The 17280-nt window shown below is 53.4% G+C and carries 19 protein-coding genes; 11 read left to right on the forward strand and 8 right to left on the reverse strand.

Features of this window, described 5'->3' with window-relative positions; genetic code table 11:
• From pilB to H6507_05490, 3 genes are all read right to left on the reverse strand, one after another.
• Positions 1–1698, reverse strand: a complete 1698-nt coding sequence (gene pilB / locus H6507_05480; protein MCB9368539.1) for a type IV-A pilus assembly ATPase PilB — start codon at positions 1696–1698, stop codon at positions 1–3.
• Between the two features lie 265 nt (positions 1699–1963).
• Positions 1964–3043 (reverse strand): redox-regulated ATPase YchF, encoded by a 1080-nt coding sequence (gene ychF, locus H6507_05485; protein ID MCB9368540.1) that lies wholly within the window; start codon positions 3041–3043, stop codon positions 1964–1966.
• A gap of 27 nt (positions 3044–3070) precedes the next feature.
• Positions 3071–4897 carry a hypothetical protein gene (locus H6507_05490; protein ID MCB9368541.1) on the reverse strand — a complete coding sequence of 609 codons (1827 nt, stop codon included), beginning with the start codon at positions 4895–4897 and terminating at the stop codon, positions 3071–3073.
• Positions 4898–5050: 153 nt separating this feature from the next.
• Here H6507_05490 and H6507_05495 point away from each other — a divergent pair, with 153 nt between their 5' ends.
• The gene (locus H6507_05495) at positions 5051–5626 is read left to right on the forward strand and encodes a hypothetical protein (GenBank protein ID MCB9368542.1); all 576 of its coding nucleotides are present in this window, start codon (positions 5051–5053) and stop codon (positions 5624–5626) included.
• Positions 5616–5939, forward strand: coding sequence for a transcriptional regulator (locus H6507_05500; GenBank protein MCB9368543.1), 324 nt, complete (start codon positions 5616–5618; stop codon positions 5937–5939). The genes H6507_05495 and H6507_05500 overlap by 11 nt, the downstream gene beginning before the upstream one ends.
• Positions 5940–6027: 88 nt before the next feature.
• Here H6507_05500 and H6507_05505 read toward each other — a convergent pair whose 3' ends face one another.
• Complete coding sequence (locus H6507_05505; protein ID MCB9368544.1) at positions 6028–6462, reverse strand: hypothetical protein; 435 nt, start codon at positions 6460–6462, stop codon at positions 6028–6030.
• 63 nt (positions 6463–6525) lie between these two features.
• Between H6507_05505 and H6507_05510 the strand changes: the two genes are divergently transcribed.
• A complete protein-coding gene (locus H6507_05510; GenBank protein ID MCB9368545.1) occupies positions 6526–6717 on the forward strand; it encodes a hypothetical protein in 192 nt (63 codons plus the stop codon).
• A gap of 62 nt (positions 6718–6779) precedes the next feature.
• Here H6507_05510 and H6507_05515 read toward each other — a convergent pair whose 3' ends face one another.
• Both H6507_05515 and rpmE read right to left on the reverse strand, forming a co-directional pair.
• Positions 6780–7817: a DUF1385 domain-containing protein gene (locus H6507_05515; GenBank protein ID MCB9368546.1), complete on the reverse strand. Its 1038-nt coding sequence runs from the start codon at positions 7815–7817 to the stop codon at positions 6780–6782.
• Between the two features lie 83 nt (positions 7818–7900).
• A complete protein-coding gene (rpmE, locus tag H6507_05520; GenBank protein MCB9368547.1) occupies positions 7901–8116 on the reverse strand; it encodes a 50S ribosomal protein L31 in 216 nt (71 codons plus the stop codon).
• 143 nt (positions 8117–8259) lie between these two features.
• Here rpmE and H6507_05525 point away from each other — a divergent pair, with 143 nt between their 5' ends.
• Both H6507_05525 and H6507_05530 read left to right on the forward strand, forming a co-directional pair.
• The gene (locus H6507_05525) at positions 8260–9249 is read left to right on the forward strand and encodes a hypothetical protein (GenBank protein MCB9368548.1); all 990 of its coding nucleotides are present in this window, start codon (positions 8260–8262) and stop codon (positions 9247–9249) included.
• Between the two features lie 12 nt (positions 9250–9261).
• A complete protein-coding gene (locus tag H6507_05530) occupies positions 9262–9636 on the forward strand; it encodes a hypothetical protein (GenBank protein ID MCB9368549.1) in 375 nt (124 codons plus the stop codon).
• Positions 9637–9893: 257 nt separating this feature from the next.
• Here H6507_05530 and dinB read toward each other — a convergent pair whose 3' ends face one another.
• Together dinB and H6507_05540 are read right to left on the reverse strand one after the other, a co-directional pair.
• A complete protein-coding gene (dinB, locus tag H6507_05535; GenBank protein MCB9368550.1) occupies positions 9894–11144 on the reverse strand; it encodes a DNA polymerase IV in 1251 nt (416 codons plus the stop codon).
• Between the two features lie 106 nt (positions 11145–11250).
• Positions 11251–11505: a hypothetical protein gene (locus H6507_05540; protein MCB9368551.1), complete on the reverse strand. Its 255-nt coding sequence runs from the start codon at positions 11503–11505 to the stop codon at positions 11251–11253.
• A 585-nt stretch (positions 11506–12090) separates the two neighbouring features.
• Between H6507_05540 and H6507_05545 the strand changes: the two genes are divergently transcribed.
• From H6507_05545 to H6507_05570, 6 genes are all read left to right on the forward strand, one after another.
• On the forward strand, positions 12091–13164 hold the full coding sequence (locus H6507_05545) for a hypothetical protein (GenBank protein ID MCB9368552.1): 1074 nt from the start codon (positions 12091–12093) through the stop codon (positions 13162–13164).
• A gap of 11 nt (positions 13165–13175) precedes the next feature.
• On the forward strand, positions 13176–14057 hold the full coding sequence (locus tag H6507_05550; protein MCB9368553.1) for a zinc ABC transporter substrate-binding protein: 882 nt from the start codon (positions 13176–13178) through the stop codon (positions 14055–14057).
• The gene (locus H6507_05555) at positions 14054–14887 is read left to right on the forward strand and encodes a metal ABC transporter permease (GenBank protein MCB9368554.1); all 834 of its coding nucleotides are present in this window, start codon (positions 14054–14056) and stop codon (positions 14885–14887) included. Before H6507_05550 ends, H6507_05555 begins: the two co-directional genes overlap by 4 nt.
• 147 nt (positions 14888–15034) lie before the next feature.
• Positions 15035–16309 carry a hypothetical protein gene (locus tag H6507_05560; protein ID MCB9368555.1) on the forward strand — a complete coding sequence of 425 codons (1275 nt, stop codon included), beginning with the start codon at positions 15035–15037 and terminating at the stop codon, positions 16307–16309.
• Entirely contained in the window at positions 16279–16851 is a 573-nt protein-coding gene (locus tag H6507_05565; GenBank protein ID MCB9368556.1) for an RNA polymerase sigma factor, read from the forward strand. The genes H6507_05560 and H6507_05565 overlap by 31 nt, the downstream gene beginning before the upstream one ends.
• Complete coding sequence (locus H6507_05570) at positions 16842–17231, forward strand: hypothetical protein (GenBank protein MCB9368557.1); 390 nt, start codon at positions 16842–16844, stop codon at positions 17229–17231. Before H6507_05565 ends, H6507_05570 begins: the two co-directional genes overlap by 10 nt.
• Positions 17232–17280 lie beyond the last annotated feature (49 nt).

A 17280-nucleotide genomic window follows, 5' to 3' on the forward strand; every position in this document is an offset into this window, starting at 1 on the left:
TTAATGCCCTTCTCCAGTGATACGCAGTACTTCCTCAATTGTCGTGATGCCCGCTTTGAATTTCTCGCAGGCGTCCATTCTCAGAGTCAGCATACCTTCTTTGATAGCTGTGCCTTCAATTTCAAACGTGTTTTTTCCGTCAAGAACCATTTCGCGGATCTTTGGAGACATCGGCATCACTTCATAGATACCGGTTCGTCCTTTGTAGCCGCTTCCGTTACACTCCGCGCAGCCCGCTCCGTGGTAAAAAGTTTGTCCTTGCAGTTTGTCCGGATCAAGTCCGACTTCACGCAAGGCTTCGGGGTGGACCTCCACGGGAATCTTGCATTTCTTGCAGATCTTTCTCAAGAGTCGCTGTGCAAGCACCAGATTCACGGACGAAGAAACGAGAAATTTCTCGATTCCCATATCGATCAAACGAGTGACCGTTGCGGCCGCGGAGTTTGTGTGCAGAGTCGAAAGGACCAAGTGGCCGGTGAGCGCGGCGCGCACGGCGATAGAACCGGTTTCCAAGTCACGAATCTCACCGATCATGATGATGTCCGGGTCCTGACGAAGGAACGACTTTAGCGCCGAGGCGAAAGTCAGTCCGACGTCCTCCTTAACCTGCACCTGATTCAAACCGGCGAAGTTGTATTCAACCGGATCCTCAGCGGTCATCGTATTCACCGTCGGGGTGTTAATTCTCGAAAGCACACTGTAGAGTGTGGTGGTCTTACCGGAACCAGTCGGACCGGTCACCAGAATCAGGCCGTGCGGCATTCTAATCGCTTTTTCAAAATCGGCGAGCGCCTTTTCAGGAAAGCCGAATGAATTCAGATCGAGCGTCAAGTTGGATTTGTCCAAAATACGCATCACGATCTTTTCGCCGAATAGAGTCGGAAGAGTAGAAACACGCAAGTCGACCGCGCGCTCGCCAAGCTTCATCTTTATGTGTCCGTCCTGCGGGACTCGGCGCTCGGCGATATTCAACTTCGCCATGATCTTGATACGGGAAGTGATCGCGGCCTTGAGATGGCTGGGCGGCGACATCACTTCAACCAAGACGCCGTCGATACGGAAACGGACGCGGAACTGCGTTTCGTACGGTTCAAGATGGATATCGGAAGCACGCTTGTTGATGGCGTCAGCGAGTATGCCGTCCACAAGTTTGACCACCGGGGCGGTTTCAACTTCTTCTTTAAGCCGTTCAAGTTCCGCATCGTTCGACTGCGAAACCACCTCGACTCCGGTGTCGTCGCCCATGTCGGCGAGAATCTTGTTGAGCGTACCGCCCATTTGGTAGTAGCGCTCAATGGCCCGCAGAAACTGCGTTTCGGTACAAACCACGGGCTGAACATTGAAGCCCGTGATGAACTTGATGTCTTCTAGAACGAAATCAATACTCGGGTCAACCAGCGACACGCGAAGCGTCTTGCCCGAACGACTTATAGGAAGCACCTGATACTTCTGAATAAAGTCCTTAGACAGAAGTTTGAGAACTTGTTCGGGTACGGTGTGCTTCTCGAGGTCGACCAGTTCAAGGCTATAGTAATTGCTAATGAACTGTGCGATCTGATCTTCGGAAATAACACCAAGTTTGGTCAACTCCGTGATGACGGAATTGCCCGAGTCCTTCTGGCGCGACTTGAAGATGAGATATTGTTCCTGCGAAATCAGCTCATTGCTGATCAGGAGATTCGGAAGTCGCGAACTCATTGATGGCCCTGAACGCTGTTGAGCGTTTCCAACGTTTTCGAATTTCTCTTTTGCATCACGCTCAGAATTTGCAAAGTGCGGGCCAGCAAATTGCAAAATTTAGCGCGCATATCGTGGAATTTCGACGAGAAACTGCGAAACGCGATACTTTGGACGTTCGAGACGCTTGAGTTCGTTGTCGTTTTTCGACTTATCGCAAGCTCATTGCAAAAAAAGACCCGGCGCATTTCGCGTCGGGCCTTGAAGTTTTGCTTTAAGTATTCTTCTATCCGCTATGTCTTATGACGAGTATGTCGCCATCTTTCACAACGTAATCTTTGCCTTCCAATCGCACGAGTCCTTTGGCCTTGCAGCCGGGATAGCCGCCTTCGCGGACAAAATCGTCATAGTGAACGACTTCGGCCCGGATGAACCCTTTGGCGAGATCGGAGTGAATCACTCCGGCGGCGTCGACGGCCGTTTCGCCGGCATGAATCGGCCACGCGCGGGTCTCTTTGTCTCCGGTGGTCAGGAAGCTCTGCATGCCCAAAAGCGCATAGCTCGCTTGAAGTACTCTATCGCGCGCTGACTGCGTGACGCCCAAATCTGTCATAAAAAGTTCACGTTCGGCAGCTTCCAATCCTGCGATTTCTGCTTCAATCGCTGCGGACAGACCAATAACTGCCATACCGTCTGCGGCAAATTCTGCGCTCAGTTTCTCAGCCAAACTTACAGCATTGCTCAAGGTATCTTCAGCGAGGTTGAGAACGACCAACACCGGTTTTTCACTCAAGAGCTGAAAACCGCGCAGCGCTTTTTTCTCGTGCACTTCCAAATCGAGAATTCGCAGCGGCTTTCCGTCTTCGAGTTGAGCCTTCGCGCGTTCGAGCACATTCAGTTCGAGAGTCTCTTGCGCGGTCGGCGGTTTCACGCGCACTTGTTTCAGCAGTTTCTCGTGACGTTTTTCAATAACGATCAGATCGCTGAAGATGAGTTCGTCTTGAATGCGGCGAATATCGCGCGGTGGTTCGGCGGATTCCAACGCGCCCGCAAGTTCAAAGCCGCGCACGACCAGCGCAAGCGCGTCGGCGTTCTTGAGTTCGCCTGAGAACACGCCTTCGAACCAGCTTTGCTTGGACGCGCCTTCTTCGAGGCCGGGCGTGTCGAGATATTCGACGGTAGTGTGGATAAGTTTGCGCGATTCACTCATTTCACCCAACTTATCCACACGGGGGTCAGGAACCTGGGTGACGGCGCGCAGCGTTTCGCGCTTGTGCATCGCAGCCGGATCGGGCTCCGTGCCGGTCAAAAGATGAAAAACGGTGGTCTTCCCGGATTGGGGCGCACCGATAAGGCCAATATTCATGTTGTCTTATTGAGGATTGAGAAAGTACTAATAGTTAATGAGGTAGTTGGAAACGCCGGGTGCAATATCATAATGATTAGTCTCGCCGCTCCGTGGCGTGATTCGCAAAATGAAGGGGTTTTCGCACTGCACTTGAATTGAAAGGCCTTCGACTTTGGGCGTACAGATCAGAGAAACATCCTGATCTCGAAAACGCAAATGCTCTATGCCATGCACGTCGGTACGCGCAATGTGCCAGTCTATCGTGTTGTTTGCGCCATCTATTGTCAGCCCCAGCACGTTTTCGATCAACAGCGCAATGGGTCCCAGTCCGCTCCAGCCCACGAAATCTTGCCTGCTGTAGAATATGCCATCCCAGCGCGTTGCAGGCAACATGCGCTCCGGCGAATAGCATTCCCAAATCGTCTTGTAGCCGTCACCGTAGCGCTCCTCGTAAGCAATATGGCTCTCATCCGGTGTAAAGTGCTCGTAAACTTCGAGCATGTTGGAGACGTGGTTAAGCGCGACCTCGTCTGCCAAATCATTTTCCTCTACCGCCTCAAGCCCTTTCACGACCATAAAGTTAGTTGGCGCCCAAACACTTCCCAGCCAGTAGTGTCCGGTGGAATCGTATTCGTTTTGATTTGCCGCCAGCGTCGGCACGCGATGGGGCCGGTTGAATGTCGAGGTGTCTTGAAGCCAATTGACGCACGCGTCAATTTGTTGTTGGTCCGCTATTTCTGCCACAAGCGGCCAAAACCCGCCGACGTGCATCACGGAACTTCGCCCGCCAGATTTGTTCACGTCGAAATAGAACTTTCGCTCGGGATCCCAGCACTTCTTGTTAACAACTGTGGCAATCACGTTCGCACGCTCCCGGAACTTATTCGCTTGCGCACGATCACCTTCGAATTCAAGCATATTTGCTATACACCGTGCGGCCAGCGCCTGCTGGCACGACATGTCAACCCATCCCCCCTGCTCGCAATCCGGTCGCGGTGTGTTGTCCATCCCGCTTCCCAGCGGAGTATTGTAGTAGAGCCCGTCGACAGAGGGCGATGCGCAGTTTGCGTCTATCCATTCGTAGTAATGGGTCAAGTGCGGAAGCACTCGGGTAAGTCGAGTACTGTCACCCGTGATCTGATAGTATCGCCATTCCATCCACGCGAATAGCGGTGGATTTATCAGCGGTTCGTCTGCGGTGGGCTCTGCGGCTTCTCGTCCGTCGCTCTCCCAATATACACGTTGAATGTAGCCGTCGTCACGCTGTTTCGAATAGAAATTGTCGAGCGATCCCATACCCGGAAACGCCCGCGGCGAATACACGGAGAATGCCGACATGAAACATGAGTCCCATTGATAAATCAGTTCATTGAAACCTTCATCCAGATAGCTATTCACAAATCCGTTTTCAGGCGTTCCCGAGCTGATCTTCTGCCACGCCATCGCCCACGCGGCATAATAAAGATTGACGAGTCCCGTATCTGACAGAACAGGTCGCGGCACGAGAGTTGGATCAAATGGCACGCCACGCGACTTTCGCATCGGATGCGGCTCGCCGACTTTCAAGACCGAGTTGCCGTCCGGCGCAACTTCCGGATTGGAAGGATCCGCAATCCATTCGCCGTCGACAACAAATTTATAGTAATACCACCCAATCGGCAGCGTGGTGGAGCTACTCCACGTCAAGCCAGTGCGCTCCATGCGCAGGGCTTTTGCGTCCCAGTTATTGAAACTCCCGGCGACAAACACCTCTTGTATCTCGCGATCCGGCGAATAGTGAAATTCAACGGGCAAGTCCTCAGCGGCCTGAGCCAACCTAATCAGACCCAAGATAAGGAAAATCAGCACGGGAAAAGATTTACAGTAAGACATTGGAGAAAGAAGCACATTCCAAAACTATGAATATACTAAACTTGGCCGGATGTGTCAAGCTGAATTCGTCGCAAACCTTGACAAACCACACATCTTTTCGTATCTTGCAAACAACTTTGAACCACAAACTACTTTGCAGAAACGGAGAATCATATGGAAAGTCATGAGTTAGACATGCTGGAGAAAAGGGTGCTGGCGAGTTTCCACTCGGATGGGGCGGCAGAAACCCTGATGGGCATAGCGCTTGGCCTTGCCGGTTTCCATATGGCTGCTCAGTCAGACGCGCCAACAATCGGCATCCTCCCCGTTATTGTGATTTTACTTGCGCGTGCGTGGAAGAAACGAATTACCTATCCGCGGCTGGGTTACGCAGGCTTCGCGAAGCGCGGCCGCACAAAAAGACTTACGGTAGTGCTGACGCTGCTGACCGTTACCGCCGTCGCGCTCGTGGCGATTCAATACCTACCGACTGGCAGCGGAAAACTAGTTATGGGACTAATTGTTTCCGCCGCAATCACGCTACCCGCTATTCTGAAAGGTATGCGCCATTTCTATCTCTTCGGGTTGCTATGTTTCGGTCTGATTGCAGCCTCAACGTACATTCACGTCAGCGCAGGCTATGCAATTGCCGCGACCGGCGCAATCCTCCTCGTGGTTGGATTGATTCGTTTGAAGAATTTTTTGGACCAGCATCCCAAGCAGATGGGAGAAGCCCCTCTTGGAGCCTGAAAAAGAAAAAAGCGGCGCGCCGCTTCCCGAAGTTGATCCGATTGTCCACGCTCCCGCCCGGCTGGGAGTTCTCGCGCTGTTAGCCGTCGTCGACAGCGCGGATTTCACGTTCCTGCAAAAACAAACTGGGCTAACGAACGGTAATCTCTCCACTCACCTCACCAAATTGGAATCCGCAGGCTATGTCAAGATCGAAAAGAAATTCGTGTCGCGCGTTCCGAGAACTCTGGTGATGCTGACGAAAGACGGGATGAAAGCGTTGACGGACTATCGCAGGCAGATGGAAGAGATTATTCGGGGGTTGCCGAAGTGAGGTCGATAGAATCTGGGCCACAAAATCAAACGGCTCGCCTTTGCAGGCGAGCCGTTTTCTTCCCAGTCATCCCTTTTAAGGGATGACGCTATTCACATAGATTGGCCAAACGGATGTAGGCATCCGAAACTTTGTGCATTTCGGAATACAGCGCGGCGGAGGGCGCGCCGTAGCTCAGCGTGCGCAGCTCTTTGCAGGCGCGCACGAGATCGGCGGCGGCTTCGTTGTAGAACTTCTTCTGATAGGGAGTGCCGTCGTCGAGCGAACCTTTGACGTCACGCGCGTAGCTCAACAGCTCCTTGGAATTTTCGCGCAGATATGCGGACTCGGCAGACCAATTGGCTTCGAGCATAGGAATGAACTTGTTCCAGAACGCTTCCAGTTCCGCCGGAGCGCTGGTGGGCAGATAGTGCGGATCCATGAAGCTGTAGCCCCAATCGGGATCGGCATACGGGTCATCCGCGGCCATCGCGGCGGTTCCGAACAGCAAAAGTGCAAGTAGTGAAATGCGAATAATAGTCATAACAGAATTCCTTACCGAAATACTCCCGAGTTATCGGCTAACCCTTGAAGATACAACTCTCTTGTGTATAAAGCAAGTCTTGCCATTGCGGGTCTGGAGACCCACAACGGCGGCCCGAGTTCCGACTCGGTTGCGCAGACTTTACCCGGCTCGTCGACCAGCGTGGACGCTGGCCCCAGTGTCGCGGTCGCGGTTCCTTCAGGTCAATTCACTACTTCCCTGCCTCTGGCAGGGGCACGCCCGGAAACGGCCTGAGGCCTATAGCAATAGAAAGTAGCTGGCGAACTTATAAAATCCCCGCAAGGGTCGCGCCAATGTTAGAATGCGGCAGCCAACGGAGTTGCGGCCCGGGAATAGGGATGTGCTCCGGGAGGATAAACGGTATCAATCTCGACGGCTTCAGCCGGATCACGCAGGGCCTCTTCCAACGCGCAAATCGCCACCTCGCACATGGGACCTTCAGGCTCCTTGGTCGTGATCTTTTGCAGCCACAATCCCGGCTGAATCAGGGCATTGACAAATGGATTACTCGTATGCCGGGCAGAGAACTTGAGTAGTTCAAAGGATAGCCCAGCCACCAGTGGAATCAACGGGAGGTGGACCAGCAACCGAGTCGCGGCATTTTGATAGGGTCCCCACAGGGCCACCACCGCCGTGTCCACAAGCACAAAGAAGATGATCGCCAAGATGGCGACGATCAATAAAAAGCTCGTCCCGCAGCGGGGATGGAAGCGCGTCTGTTTTAGGACCTGCGCCGGCTCGAGCGGCTGCCCCTGTTCATAAGCGAAAATCGTCTTGTGTTCCGAACCGTGGTATTGGAAGACGCGGAAGATGTCTTTGAACTGTGAAATAAGCCACATGTACCCGACCAACGCGATGATACGGCCAGCACCTGCGACAAGATGGAAGGCCACTTGACCTTGGTCACCGCCGACGAGGAGCTTAGCCAGCACGTAGGGTAAGTAGAGAAACACTCCAACGCCCACGACAATTGCCACCAACGTCGAAAGATAGCCCAAAACTTTGTCTTTTGCCGAGACTGGCTTTTTGTTCGACTTATCTTTGGGATCAGCTTGATCCGCCGACCAGTTCAACGCATTCACGCCGACTTTCATCGCTTCAACCATGCCAATGGCGCCGCGAATGATCGGCAGGCTATAGAACTTATTCCGCCGTGTAATGGGACGATACGGGTATGCCCTCAGGGCAATTCCGCCGTCCGGCGTGCGCGCCGCCATGGCCACTCGGTAGGGGCTGCGCATCATCACACCTTCGATCAATGCTTGCCCGCCCATCGCCAGCTCGGTGGACATGTCCTTGCGGTTTGGGGCGCTTCCGTTATTATTGTTGCTCATAATTGCTCACTCCTTGCCCCCAGAATGCAGAAAAGGCGATGTCTCGCACAAGACACCGCCCGAAAAAACAACTTACGTTCTGCTTACTTGTTCGCAAACTTCTGATATTTCTTGCGAAACTTATCGACACGACCAGCCGTATCTACTAATTTCTGCTGACCCGTGAAGAACGGATGGCAGGCAGAGCAGATTTCGACTTTCCATGGGTCCTCATTGCGGGAGCCACGGGTCTGGAATGTATTGCCACAGGCACATTCCACGGTCAGAAGTCGGTAGGTCGGGTGAAGATCGGGTTTCATGACATACTCCTCGAATTAAGACGTAGAATATATAGATATTCCTCGAAAATGTCAACTCAATAGGGAGACAGCAGGTTCCCGACAGATTTTATTGCGACATCAATTTACTTGATTTTCCCCTCTTCTGCCACTACCTTGCTCAAATGAAAAACATACTGTTTGCCGCATTGGCGCCATTTCTACTCTTCGCAGTTTCCTGTACCTCGGAGGACAGCGAGACTCCCATTCCCACTCCAACCGAATCCGTCAAAGGCATTTCCCTGTCGCCGCGCTCTTTCAGTAGTGCGGATTTCACGACCTTTTTCGAGTTGGTGGACGACGCGGGCCATTATTTGACGTGGGCGGGTGATTGGATGCAGCTTGCCGATTCCAATTCAGCCGCCGCAGTAGTATGCGCGCTGGCCGCACAATACAACTATGAGCCGGCCATCCTGACAAGCTGGTTCCGCACGGAAGACGGATCACCGATACATGACTTGACGACGGCGAACAAACAGCTATTTACTCAGTATGTCAGAGATTTTGCCGCGAGATATCAGCCGCCGATCATGGTGCTGGGAGTCGAACTGAACACAGCCAACGAGTATTCGGCGCAAAACTACACCGAGTTCGCTTCGGCCTTCCCTTCCGCCCGCGACTCCATTCGCCGCGTGTCGCCCAACACAAAAGTCGGCGTCGATTTTCTGTGGGAAACGATGCTCGGCTATCACGGCGGCCTTTTCGGAGGAGTCAATGATACGACTAATACACAATTCGATTTGATTGACAATTTCCCCTCGGCGGACTTCATCGGTTTCAATACTTATCCGAGTCTCATATTCGCCGATCCCGATTCTATTCCCGCCGGCCATTACTCGCGTATCGCCGACGTAACAAGCAAACCGGTTGCGTTCTTCGAGTGCGGCTGGCACTCAGGCGCGAACATTCCCGGTTGGGAGAGCAGCGAAGCAGAACAAGCGAGGTTCGTTTCGAAGTTTTTTGACTCCACGAATTCGCTTGATCCCATAGCAATCATCTGGTCGTACCTGTTTGATCAGCAAATCGCCGAACCGTTTACGACCATGGGCTTGTGGAACAGCAGCACAAACTCACCGAAGGCCGCTTGGACGGTGTGGATGGACGCGGAACAATAGAGAACAGAAATTATGCGCAACGTATTGGCCGTAGTCGTATCGGGAGTTTGGATTATTCTGTCGGAGTTCGTGCGCAACGAATTCTTCTTCAAGTCGAAGTGGATGGATCACTATGCCAAGCTCGGATTGAGTTTTGAGACTTTGCCGATCAACGGCATCCTCTGGACTCTTTGGAGCTTCGGGCAGGCTTATCTCATCTTTCGTTTGCTGAAGAAGTTCTCATTTGTGGAGACGATTTGTCTTACTTGGTTGGTCTGTTTCGTCATGATGTGGTTTGTCTTATATAATCTGCAAGTGCTGCCAACGGGGTTGCTCGTGTTTGCGGTGCCGTTAAGTTTGCTCGAGGTTCTGGTTGCGGCGTGGATTGTGCGGAAGGTTGCGGTCTGAGATTCCGGCGGGGAACCGCGCTGACGCACTTAATCCCCGCTCGGCGAATCGAAGTTCTGCTAACTTCATATTTCATATTTCATACTTCATATTTTCGGAAGCCCCCCTTTTATCCCCCCGGAAGACCGGAGGGAAACAGAAAAAACTCCCGGTGCCGCACACCGGGAGTTTTGTTTTTTGGTCGCGGCCCGGAGGTGTCTGCCAAGTAACACGTCGGGCCGCATTGGAGCATCCTGTTCTCGAACTACATCATCGTGTCAACGCCCGTTCATCCCTTCGAATCTAAATGAAATCGAACCGAATTGGCGGCCCCGCCGAGCCGTGTGAAAGCGATCCTTCGGCCCCAACATATTTCCCGCATAGCCGATCAAATTCGGCCCGAATCTATCCTTGATGTCGTCGCACGCATGAGTCAGCGAATCCCGATCCTGTCTGGGAGCAAACAACTCCTGTTGAAGCACTCGTCCCATCGGCACGAGCTGCGACACGTCGACGCCGATTAATCTTACGGGTCGCGACGGATCATAAATCTGCTCGAAGATCATCTTCGCCGCTATGAAGATATCTGCCTCCATGTGCACGAAGCGCGCGAGTTTCTTCTGCTGATGCACGGTCTCGAAGCCCTTGTAGCGAACTTTCACCGTCACCACTCTGCCCGTCAGCCGCGCGGTTCTCATCCGGCGCGCAACTTTCTCGCTCAAGAGCAGGATGCGGCCCAAGATTGCATCCGCGCTGGTTTGATTTTCGAAGAACGTCGTTTCATGACTCATGGACTTTTCGACCGGAAGATCGTCCGCACGTAATATCGTACTGTTCCCCCCACCCCGCGCCAAAAGCTGCAGTTCCGGTCCGCGCACACCCAATTTGTTGCGCAAAATATCCGTCGGATAGATTGCCAATTCATACAACGTGCGAATTCCCAAACCATTTAGCACGTGCCGAGTCGCGGGACCGACTCCGTTCATCTCCTCGACGGGCAGCGGGCCCATGATTTCGGCGACTTTCGACGGTGGAATGTGCGTGAAACCCCGCGGCTTGTGCATGCCGCTGGCAAGTTTAGCCACGCAGCGCGACGCTCCGGCACCGATGGATGCCGTAATACCCACCTCCTGCTCAATCCGTCTTTGAATTTCGTGTGCGACCGCAGCGACACTCGGCCAATGCCACACGACGTCTGTCATGTCCAAGGCCGCTTCGTCGATGGAAATAAACTCGACTTTGTCCGTGTAGTCGACCAGGATATCGCGCACGCGTCTCGACGCATCGACATAGCGGCTTGAGTCGGAGCGCACGCAGATCGCCTGCGGACACTTCTGCAGCGCTTCGTGCATCGGCATGCCGGACCTGACTCCGTACTTGCGGGCTTCATAAGACGCCGTGGTCACGACTCCCCGGCCACCGGGGCTTCCGCCGACCAGAACCGGCTTGCCGCGCAGACTCGGATTGTCGCGCATTTCGACCGCTGCGAAAAATTGATCGAGATCGAGGTGAAAAATGGTTTTGCTCATGGGTGTTACCCTATCAAGTTCCGGCCGGGTTGCGCTACGCCTAACCCGGCTCGGCGATGCATGAAATCTGAAATATGAAGAATAACGTCGGTCATCCGATTTTCGCCTACGTTTCGTGTCTCAAGCGCTCCATGCGCCACGCCTGCGACTCGTTGTTGAAAGACAGCTCATAGACCTCAGGACCGTCGCAGCAGACCGAGAAATAGTGGTAGAGGGCCGAGCCGTCCTTTTGGCGCCATGTGCCGTTGATGCGAAAGACCTTGTAGACTCGCTCGCGCCAACGGAATTTCAGGGGAGTTAACTTACCATGTTGAAACAGGGCAATAACTTCTATAGGATCAAAGAGTTCGGTATCACTCATTGTCATCTAAACATCTGTTCAAAAGACCCGCCAAAGAAATCCGGCTACGTTTTAGGCCGGAATGAACACTTGTTCAAAAGACAAGATACGACAAGAAACCAGAAAAGTCAAGAGGTACCTGTTGAATCTGACTCTGTGGGATCGCTCTTCTTGACAGAGCTCTGTTCGCGACCGCCTTGAGAATTCGACCATGAAGCCGTATCTTAACAGCGATGTTTTCCCGATGGCCCCTAACCCGACTCCTGCTCTCCACGGTATTTTCCGGTCTCCTGCTGACCGCGAATTTCGCCGTAATCGAACACGGGTGCCACCATCCGGAAGAATCCGCCTCCCACGACTGCGCTCTATGTTGGATATCGTTCTCGCCTGCCGAGAGCATCCCTCAGCAAACCCTCACCCCACCCTCGCGACCGGAACCGGCGGTATCTTTGCCGGACATCCTTCCGGTTCGCTTCGAGCAGCCCTGCTCGCACGCCCCGCGCTCGCCCCCCACTCTGTAACCTCATTTCCTTCTCAGTAAACACCGTCCGCTTGCGTTGATTGCGATGCGGTGCTCTGTGCTTGTTTCATTCAACGAGGTTACACATGTCGTTTCGTTTTTCACATCCATATATATGGCTTGCGTTCGCGTGCTTGACGGTCTCGTCGGCAGTGCGCGCAGGCGTTACCAACCCGGACATTTCGGTTATCGGTCAAATGCGTACGTTTGTGACCGACGACCCTGCCGACGTCAACCGCGACCGTCCGCAAATGTCCTTCGACGAAACCGAACTGATGTTTGATGCGGCTCTGAATCCGTTCGCACGCGGCACATTCGTGTTTGCCGTTGCCGACGAAGCCATCGAAGTGGAAGAAGGATTTCTTACACTGAGCAAGGGCCTTCCCGACGGACTTGGACTGAAGTTCGGTAAATACCGTGTCGGTTTCGGAAAACTCAATGCGGTTCATCCGCACGCCTATCCGTTTCCAGAAAGGTTCAACGTCTTGGCCGAGTATCTTCCGGGCGAAGAATCCTACAATGAAATCGGAGGGCAAGTCTCTTACAGATTGCCTCTCAAATCCGATCTTTCTTCCACGGTATCGCTCGACGTACTGCAGGGAAATTCTTTTCATCCGGACGAAGAAGATGAGTCGCGCTTAGCCGTGTTGGGGCGCTGGGCGAATTTCTTTATGCTGAACGAAGAATCCTCGATGGAGATTGGCGTCTCCGGAACACAAGGAGTGAACAACGTCGCCGCGAAGACCACCACCTCGGTTTACGGTGTGGACGCCAAAGCGAAGCTGTGGTTCAACCAACAAAACGTGCTCGCATTGCAAGGAGAGTTCTTGGCCCTCGACCGTGAAGACGCCGAGATCGACGAGACCACGGGCGAAGTTTCCACGTCGCACGTACGTCCCGTCGGCGGATATCTGTTCGCGGACATGACCGTGAAGAAGCGTTACAATTTCGGCGCGCGCGCGGAACACTACCAGCGCCCCGTCGCCGACAAGCCGTGGGATCAAGCCGTTGGCGTCTTCGCGGGGCTTGCGCTGATGGAAGAGACCACGCTCTTTCGTTTGAACTGGGACAGGTTCATGCCTGATGCCGAGGACGCTTTCAATACATTTACGTTTCAAGCGATTTTCTCCATGGGCCCGCACAAACCGCATCAATTCTAAAGGAGACTCTCATGAAAACTACTGGAATGATCGCGGCGGTGTTGGTGTGCTTGTCCCACTCTTTTGCCGCCTTAACCGTCGGAGCTTCACTGCCTGATTTCGCGTCGATCGCGTCTTACGTCGGCGGTGATCGCGTCGAAACGTTTTCGATTGCCCGCAGCAAGTCCGATCCGCATTCTGTCGAAGTGCTGCCAACCTATATGGTGCGAGTCTCGCGTGCCGATTTGTATTTGAAAGTCGGGCTTGGTTTGGATCAGTGGGCGGATCAAATTATCGAAGGCGCGCGCAACTCCAAACTCAAGATTGTGGATTGCTCGGCCGGAGTTTCAGTGTTGGAAAAACCGACGGGCAAAGTGGATGCGTCGATGGGTGACGTTCATCCGGACGGAAATCCCCACTATTGGCTCGCCCCCGAAAACGGCGTTGCGATCGCTCAGACAATTGCCAACGCACTTTCCGCACTCGATCCGGATCACGCGGAACTTTTTAGTGCCAACGTCGAAAAACTCCGCTCCGAAATCGCGGCCAAACTTCCTTCTTGGCAGGAGATCGCGGATCACATCCCCAATCATGAATTCGTGAGCTATCACTCGTCGTGGAGCTATTTTGCCGAAGCCTTCGACTTGAAGATTGCCGAAAAGATCGAACCCGTTCCCGGAATTCCGCCGACGGCAAGACATCTGGCGAATCTTGTCAATGTAATTGAATCGGAAGGCGTGAAAGTGGTCGTTCAGGAACCATATTTCTCCGATGACGGAGCGAAGTATCTCGCGCGTGAAACAGGTGTGACGGTCCTGAAACTTGCGCCTTCCTGTGAGGATGCCGATGCGTCCTCCTATTTGTCGCATTTCGATCAGATTTTTTCGGCATTTGAAACGGTCCCCGCAAAATGATAGAAGCATTCTCCTATCCGTTCATGTGGTGGGCGCTCGCCGCTTGTTTGGTTTTGGCCGGAATCCACGCGTACCTCGGTTTCCACGTCGTGAAACGCGGCGTGATCTTCGTGGATCTTTCGATGGCACAAATTGCTGCGTTCGGGATGGCGGTAGCCATTGCCACGAACATGCACGATCACCCGGTTGCCGGGTACCTCTTCCCTGTTGCGGCCACGTTGCTGGGCGCGGTGATATTCGCGTGGCTGCGACACCTCGAGCACAAAGTTCCTCTCGAAGCATTCATCGGCATCACCTTCGCATCGGCTCAAGCTCTCGTTTTGCTGTTGCTTGAGCACACGGCATCAGGCACCGAACACCTCAAGGAAACTTTAGTCGGCAACATCTTCACGGTTTCGCCGTCGACGGTCATTCGTACGGCGGCAATCTACGCGGGAATCGGCTTGATTCACTTTTTGATTCGCAAGCCTTTGTTCGAAATCACGAACAACCCCGAAGCCGCCAAGAAAACCCGCAACATGTTCGGGTGGGATGTGCTCTTCTATGGAACCTTCGGAATCGTCGTCACCTCATCCGTGAAAATCGCCGGAGTGCTGTTAGTCTTTGCGCTTCTGGTCATTCCGTCGGTGGCCGGTGTGCTCGTCTCCGACAAAGCCAGCGTGCGCCTGATCGTCGGCTGGTCGTTCGCGTTTGTTTGCAGCGTCCTCGGACTTGCGGCAGCATTTTTGTTTGATGCGCCGGCCGCGCCAATGATTCTGACCGTGCTGACGGCCGCACTGATCGTCCACGGCCTCGCAGTCACGGCCATTGGAAAACTCAGAACACGCTGAAAAGCCGTCTGCAATCAGAAAGGTCGCTCAATTCTGGGCGGCCTTTTTGTTGAATAGCGATTGTTCAAACGTTCAATGCTCTACTTTTGAACAAATCTCGCCACTGGAGGTTAGTCAAATAGAAGGCTAAATTGGGACATGGAGAAAATGGACAAAAGACTCATTTTGGTGATGCTGTTCGCCGCGGTCGGGATGTTTGTCATGGCGAATTGGTCGTGCGGCCGCGAAGAAGTCGTGCGGCCGGAAGAAATTCGCAGTAAACGACTGGTAGTCTATGATCAGGAGAAGTATCAGGAACTCGCCCGACTTTGGGAGAAGTACAATAAAGCGTATCCCTCCGAATTCGCGTACGGCAATTGGGTCTATGCGGAGCGCTATGCGGGTCACGACTTTATTCCACTAGTCAAAAGGGGGTTGAAGAAGTACCCTGACAATCCTTTGCTGCTTTATTTGGCAAGCATGGAGAACCAAGGCAAGCCCGAAGACAGGCAGGCGTTGGAGTATCTTGAGCGCGCGGTCGCAATAGATCCGAATTTCCTTGATCCGTGGTTCAGCTTGGTGACGATTTACATGAGCTTCGGTGACGACGAAAAGGTGAATCTCGCTTTGAGAAAAATTCTTGAAAGCGGTTACGTTCACGACGACATCTACGATTACAATTACAATGTCTTAATCGGACTCGAACAGAACGCCGTATTGATCTCGAACGGTGACAACGACACATATCCGGTGTGGATACTGCAGCGTATACTGAATGTGCGTCCCGACGTCACGCTCGCAAACATGAGTTTGCTCAACACCAAGTGGTATCCGGTCTATCTCGTGGAACACGGTGCGCCACAGTTTGTGACGGCTTCTGAGGTCGAGGCGATTCGTGACAGCTCGGATCAAGCACTTGCCGCTCGCACGGAGAAGACACCGGTCTGGAATCCCTATTCGTATCCCTTGATCACAAAGATGATTGGCGCGGCGGAGCGCGAACGTCGTCCGGTCTATTTTGCTCACACCGTGTACGAAGACGAGTTCATAAAGTCATACAAAGAGCAGGGATGTTTGCTCGGTCTGGCGACGCTCGTTACGCCCTGCGGCGACGACAAAAACAAACGACTTGAAGATGCAATGCGAATATGGGTCAACCAATTTCGCACGGGCGGAATGGATAGTTGGCGGCTGCGGAGCACGAAACCCACGGATGCCGGACGAATGTTGATGCCGAACTACGCTTTTGTCGCGGCCGTCTCAGCGGCAAAGCTAAAAGGCGCTTCGCCTGAACTTCGCGGCGCCTTGTTCAAGTGGTATCGCGCGCATGTCGAACCGATCTTGAACGAGGATATGAAGAAGAAAGTTTGTCAAGTCTGGTGCGAAATCGAAGACGTCCCGGAGATTTCGGAATGGTGCAAGGTTCAGGACTGTCGAATGTGACCGACGAATGGTCGCTGCTCGACCGCGCGCGGCTTGGAGTCAAGTCCGCGTGGGGTGAATTGCTGCGCCTGCACCAGTCGCGCTTGACCGCGATGGCATTGTTGATTACAGGATCCGGCGATTCCGCCAAGGACATCGTGCAGGAAGTCTTCACGCGCTTGATACGCGTCGAGTTTCAGCACCGTCAAGGAACGTTGTCAGGATGGCTTTCCACGGCAACGTGGCGGCTTGCCGTCAAAGAAAAAGACCGGACGACGAAACTGTCCGGTCTTGAGTCATTTGTCGAACCCTTCGAGTCTGAATCACAACTTGATACGTTGATCAAGGACGAGCGTTCGCGACAAATCGCCGTTGCGATTCGCGATCTGAGCAACGAGCATCGCGAATGTTTGATTCTCCGGTTTTATGGAGAGCACAGTTACGAGGAGATTGCCGAGCTGACGGGAGTCCCGCTCGGCACGGTGAAATCACGGTTATTTCACGCTGTCAAGAGTTGTCGTGAAATACTGCGAAGAAAAGGAGTATTGGATTCATGCATCTGACCGACGATACACTGCTTCAGATTTCTTTGGAATTGCTTGAACCTGTCGAGACGGCCGTGGCGATGAAACATTTGAAAGAGTGCCAAGAGTGCCGCGAGCGCTTTGCAATAGTTGGCAACGACGTCTCTGTATTGGGAAGCGTCCGGCCCGACGTTTCACCGATCGCACTGCCTAAGCTGCCCGCAAAGACAGTCCAAAACCGTTCCTATTTGCGTGCGGCCGCGTTGCTGTTGATCGGCTTCGGAGCAGGCGTCGTGTTCACGTGGTCCGCGCAGCGCATGCCGCCGACGGTGACTCCGTACCACAATTCAGGCGGCACACCGTCGGACTCGATTGCTTCGTTTGTGCCCACTGACGGAACGGATGTGAAGCGATTCTGAAAATGTGCACACTTCATCGCAAAAAAAGCCGCTCGAATTCTCGAGCGGC

This window comes from Calditrichota bacterium, assembly GCA_020637445.1.
GTDB lineage: Bacteria > Electryoneota > RPQS01 > RPQS01 > RPQS01 > JABWCQ01.

Excerpts from the sequence above, each read along its gene's own strand:
- pilB (MCB9368539.1), bottom strand. The coding sequence starts at position 1,698 with ATGAGTTCGCGACTTCCGAATCTCCTGATCAGCAATGAGCTGATTTCG.
- ychF (MCB9368540.1), bottom strand. The coding sequence starts at position 3,043 with ATGAATATTGGCCTTATCGGTGCGCCCCAATCCGGGAAGACCACCGTT.
- H6507_05490 (MCB9368541.1), bottom strand. The coding sequence starts at position 4,897 with ATGTCTTACTGTAAATCTTTTCCCGTGCTGATTTTCCTTATCTTGGGT.
- H6507_05495 (MCB9368542.1), top strand. The coding sequence starts at position 5,051 with ATGGAAAGTCATGAGTTAGACATGCTGGAGAAAAGGGTGCTGGCGAGT.
- H6507_05505 (MCB9368544.1), bottom strand. The coding sequence starts at position 6,462 with ATGACTATTATTCGCATTTCACTACTTGCACTTTTGCTGTTCGGAACC.
- H6507_05515 (MCB9368546.1), bottom strand. The coding sequence starts at position 7,817 with ATGAGCAACAATAATAACGGAAGCGCCCCAAACCGCAAGGACATGTCC.
- rpmE (MCB9368547.1), bottom strand. The coding sequence starts at position 8,116 with ATGAAACCCGATCTTCACCCGACCTACCGACTTCTGACCGTGGAATGT.
- H6507_05525 (MCB9368548.1), top strand. The coding sequence starts at position 8,260 with ATGAAAAACATACTGTTTGCCGCATTGGCGCCATTTCTACTCTTCGCA.
- H6507_05530 (MCB9368549.1), top strand. The coding sequence starts at position 9,262 with ATGCGCAACGTATTGGCCGTAGTCGTATCGGGAGTTTGGATTATTCTG.
- dinB (MCB9368550.1), bottom strand. The coding sequence starts at position 11,144 with ATGAGCAAAACCATTTTTCACCTCGATCTCGATCAATTTTTCGCAGCG.
- H6507_05540 (MCB9368551.1), bottom strand. The coding sequence starts at position 11,505 with ATGAGTGATACCGAACTCTTTGATCCTATAGAAGTTATTGCCCTGTTT.
- H6507_05545 (MCB9368552.1), top strand. The coding sequence starts at position 12,091 with ATGTCGTTTCGTTTTTCACATCCATATATATGGCTTGCGTTCGCGTGC.
- H6507_05550 (MCB9368553.1), top strand. The coding sequence starts at position 13,176 with ATGAAAACTACTGGAATGATCGCGGCGGTGTTGGTGTGCTTGTCCCAC.
- H6507_05555 (MCB9368554.1), top strand. The coding sequence starts at position 14,054 with ATGATAGAAGCATTCTCCTATCCGTTCATGTGGTGGGCGCTCGCCGCT.
- H6507_05560 (MCB9368555.1), top strand. The coding sequence starts at position 15,035 with ATGGACAAAAGACTCATTTTGGTGATGCTGTTCGCCGCGGTCGGGATG.
- H6507_05565 (MCB9368556.1), top strand. The coding sequence starts at position 16,279 with ATGGTGCAAGGTTCAGGACTGTCGAATGTGACCGACGAATGGTCGCTG.
- H6507_05570 (MCB9368557.1), top strand. The coding sequence starts at position 16,842 with ATGCATCTGACCGACGATACACTGCTTCAGATTTCTTTGGAATTGCTT.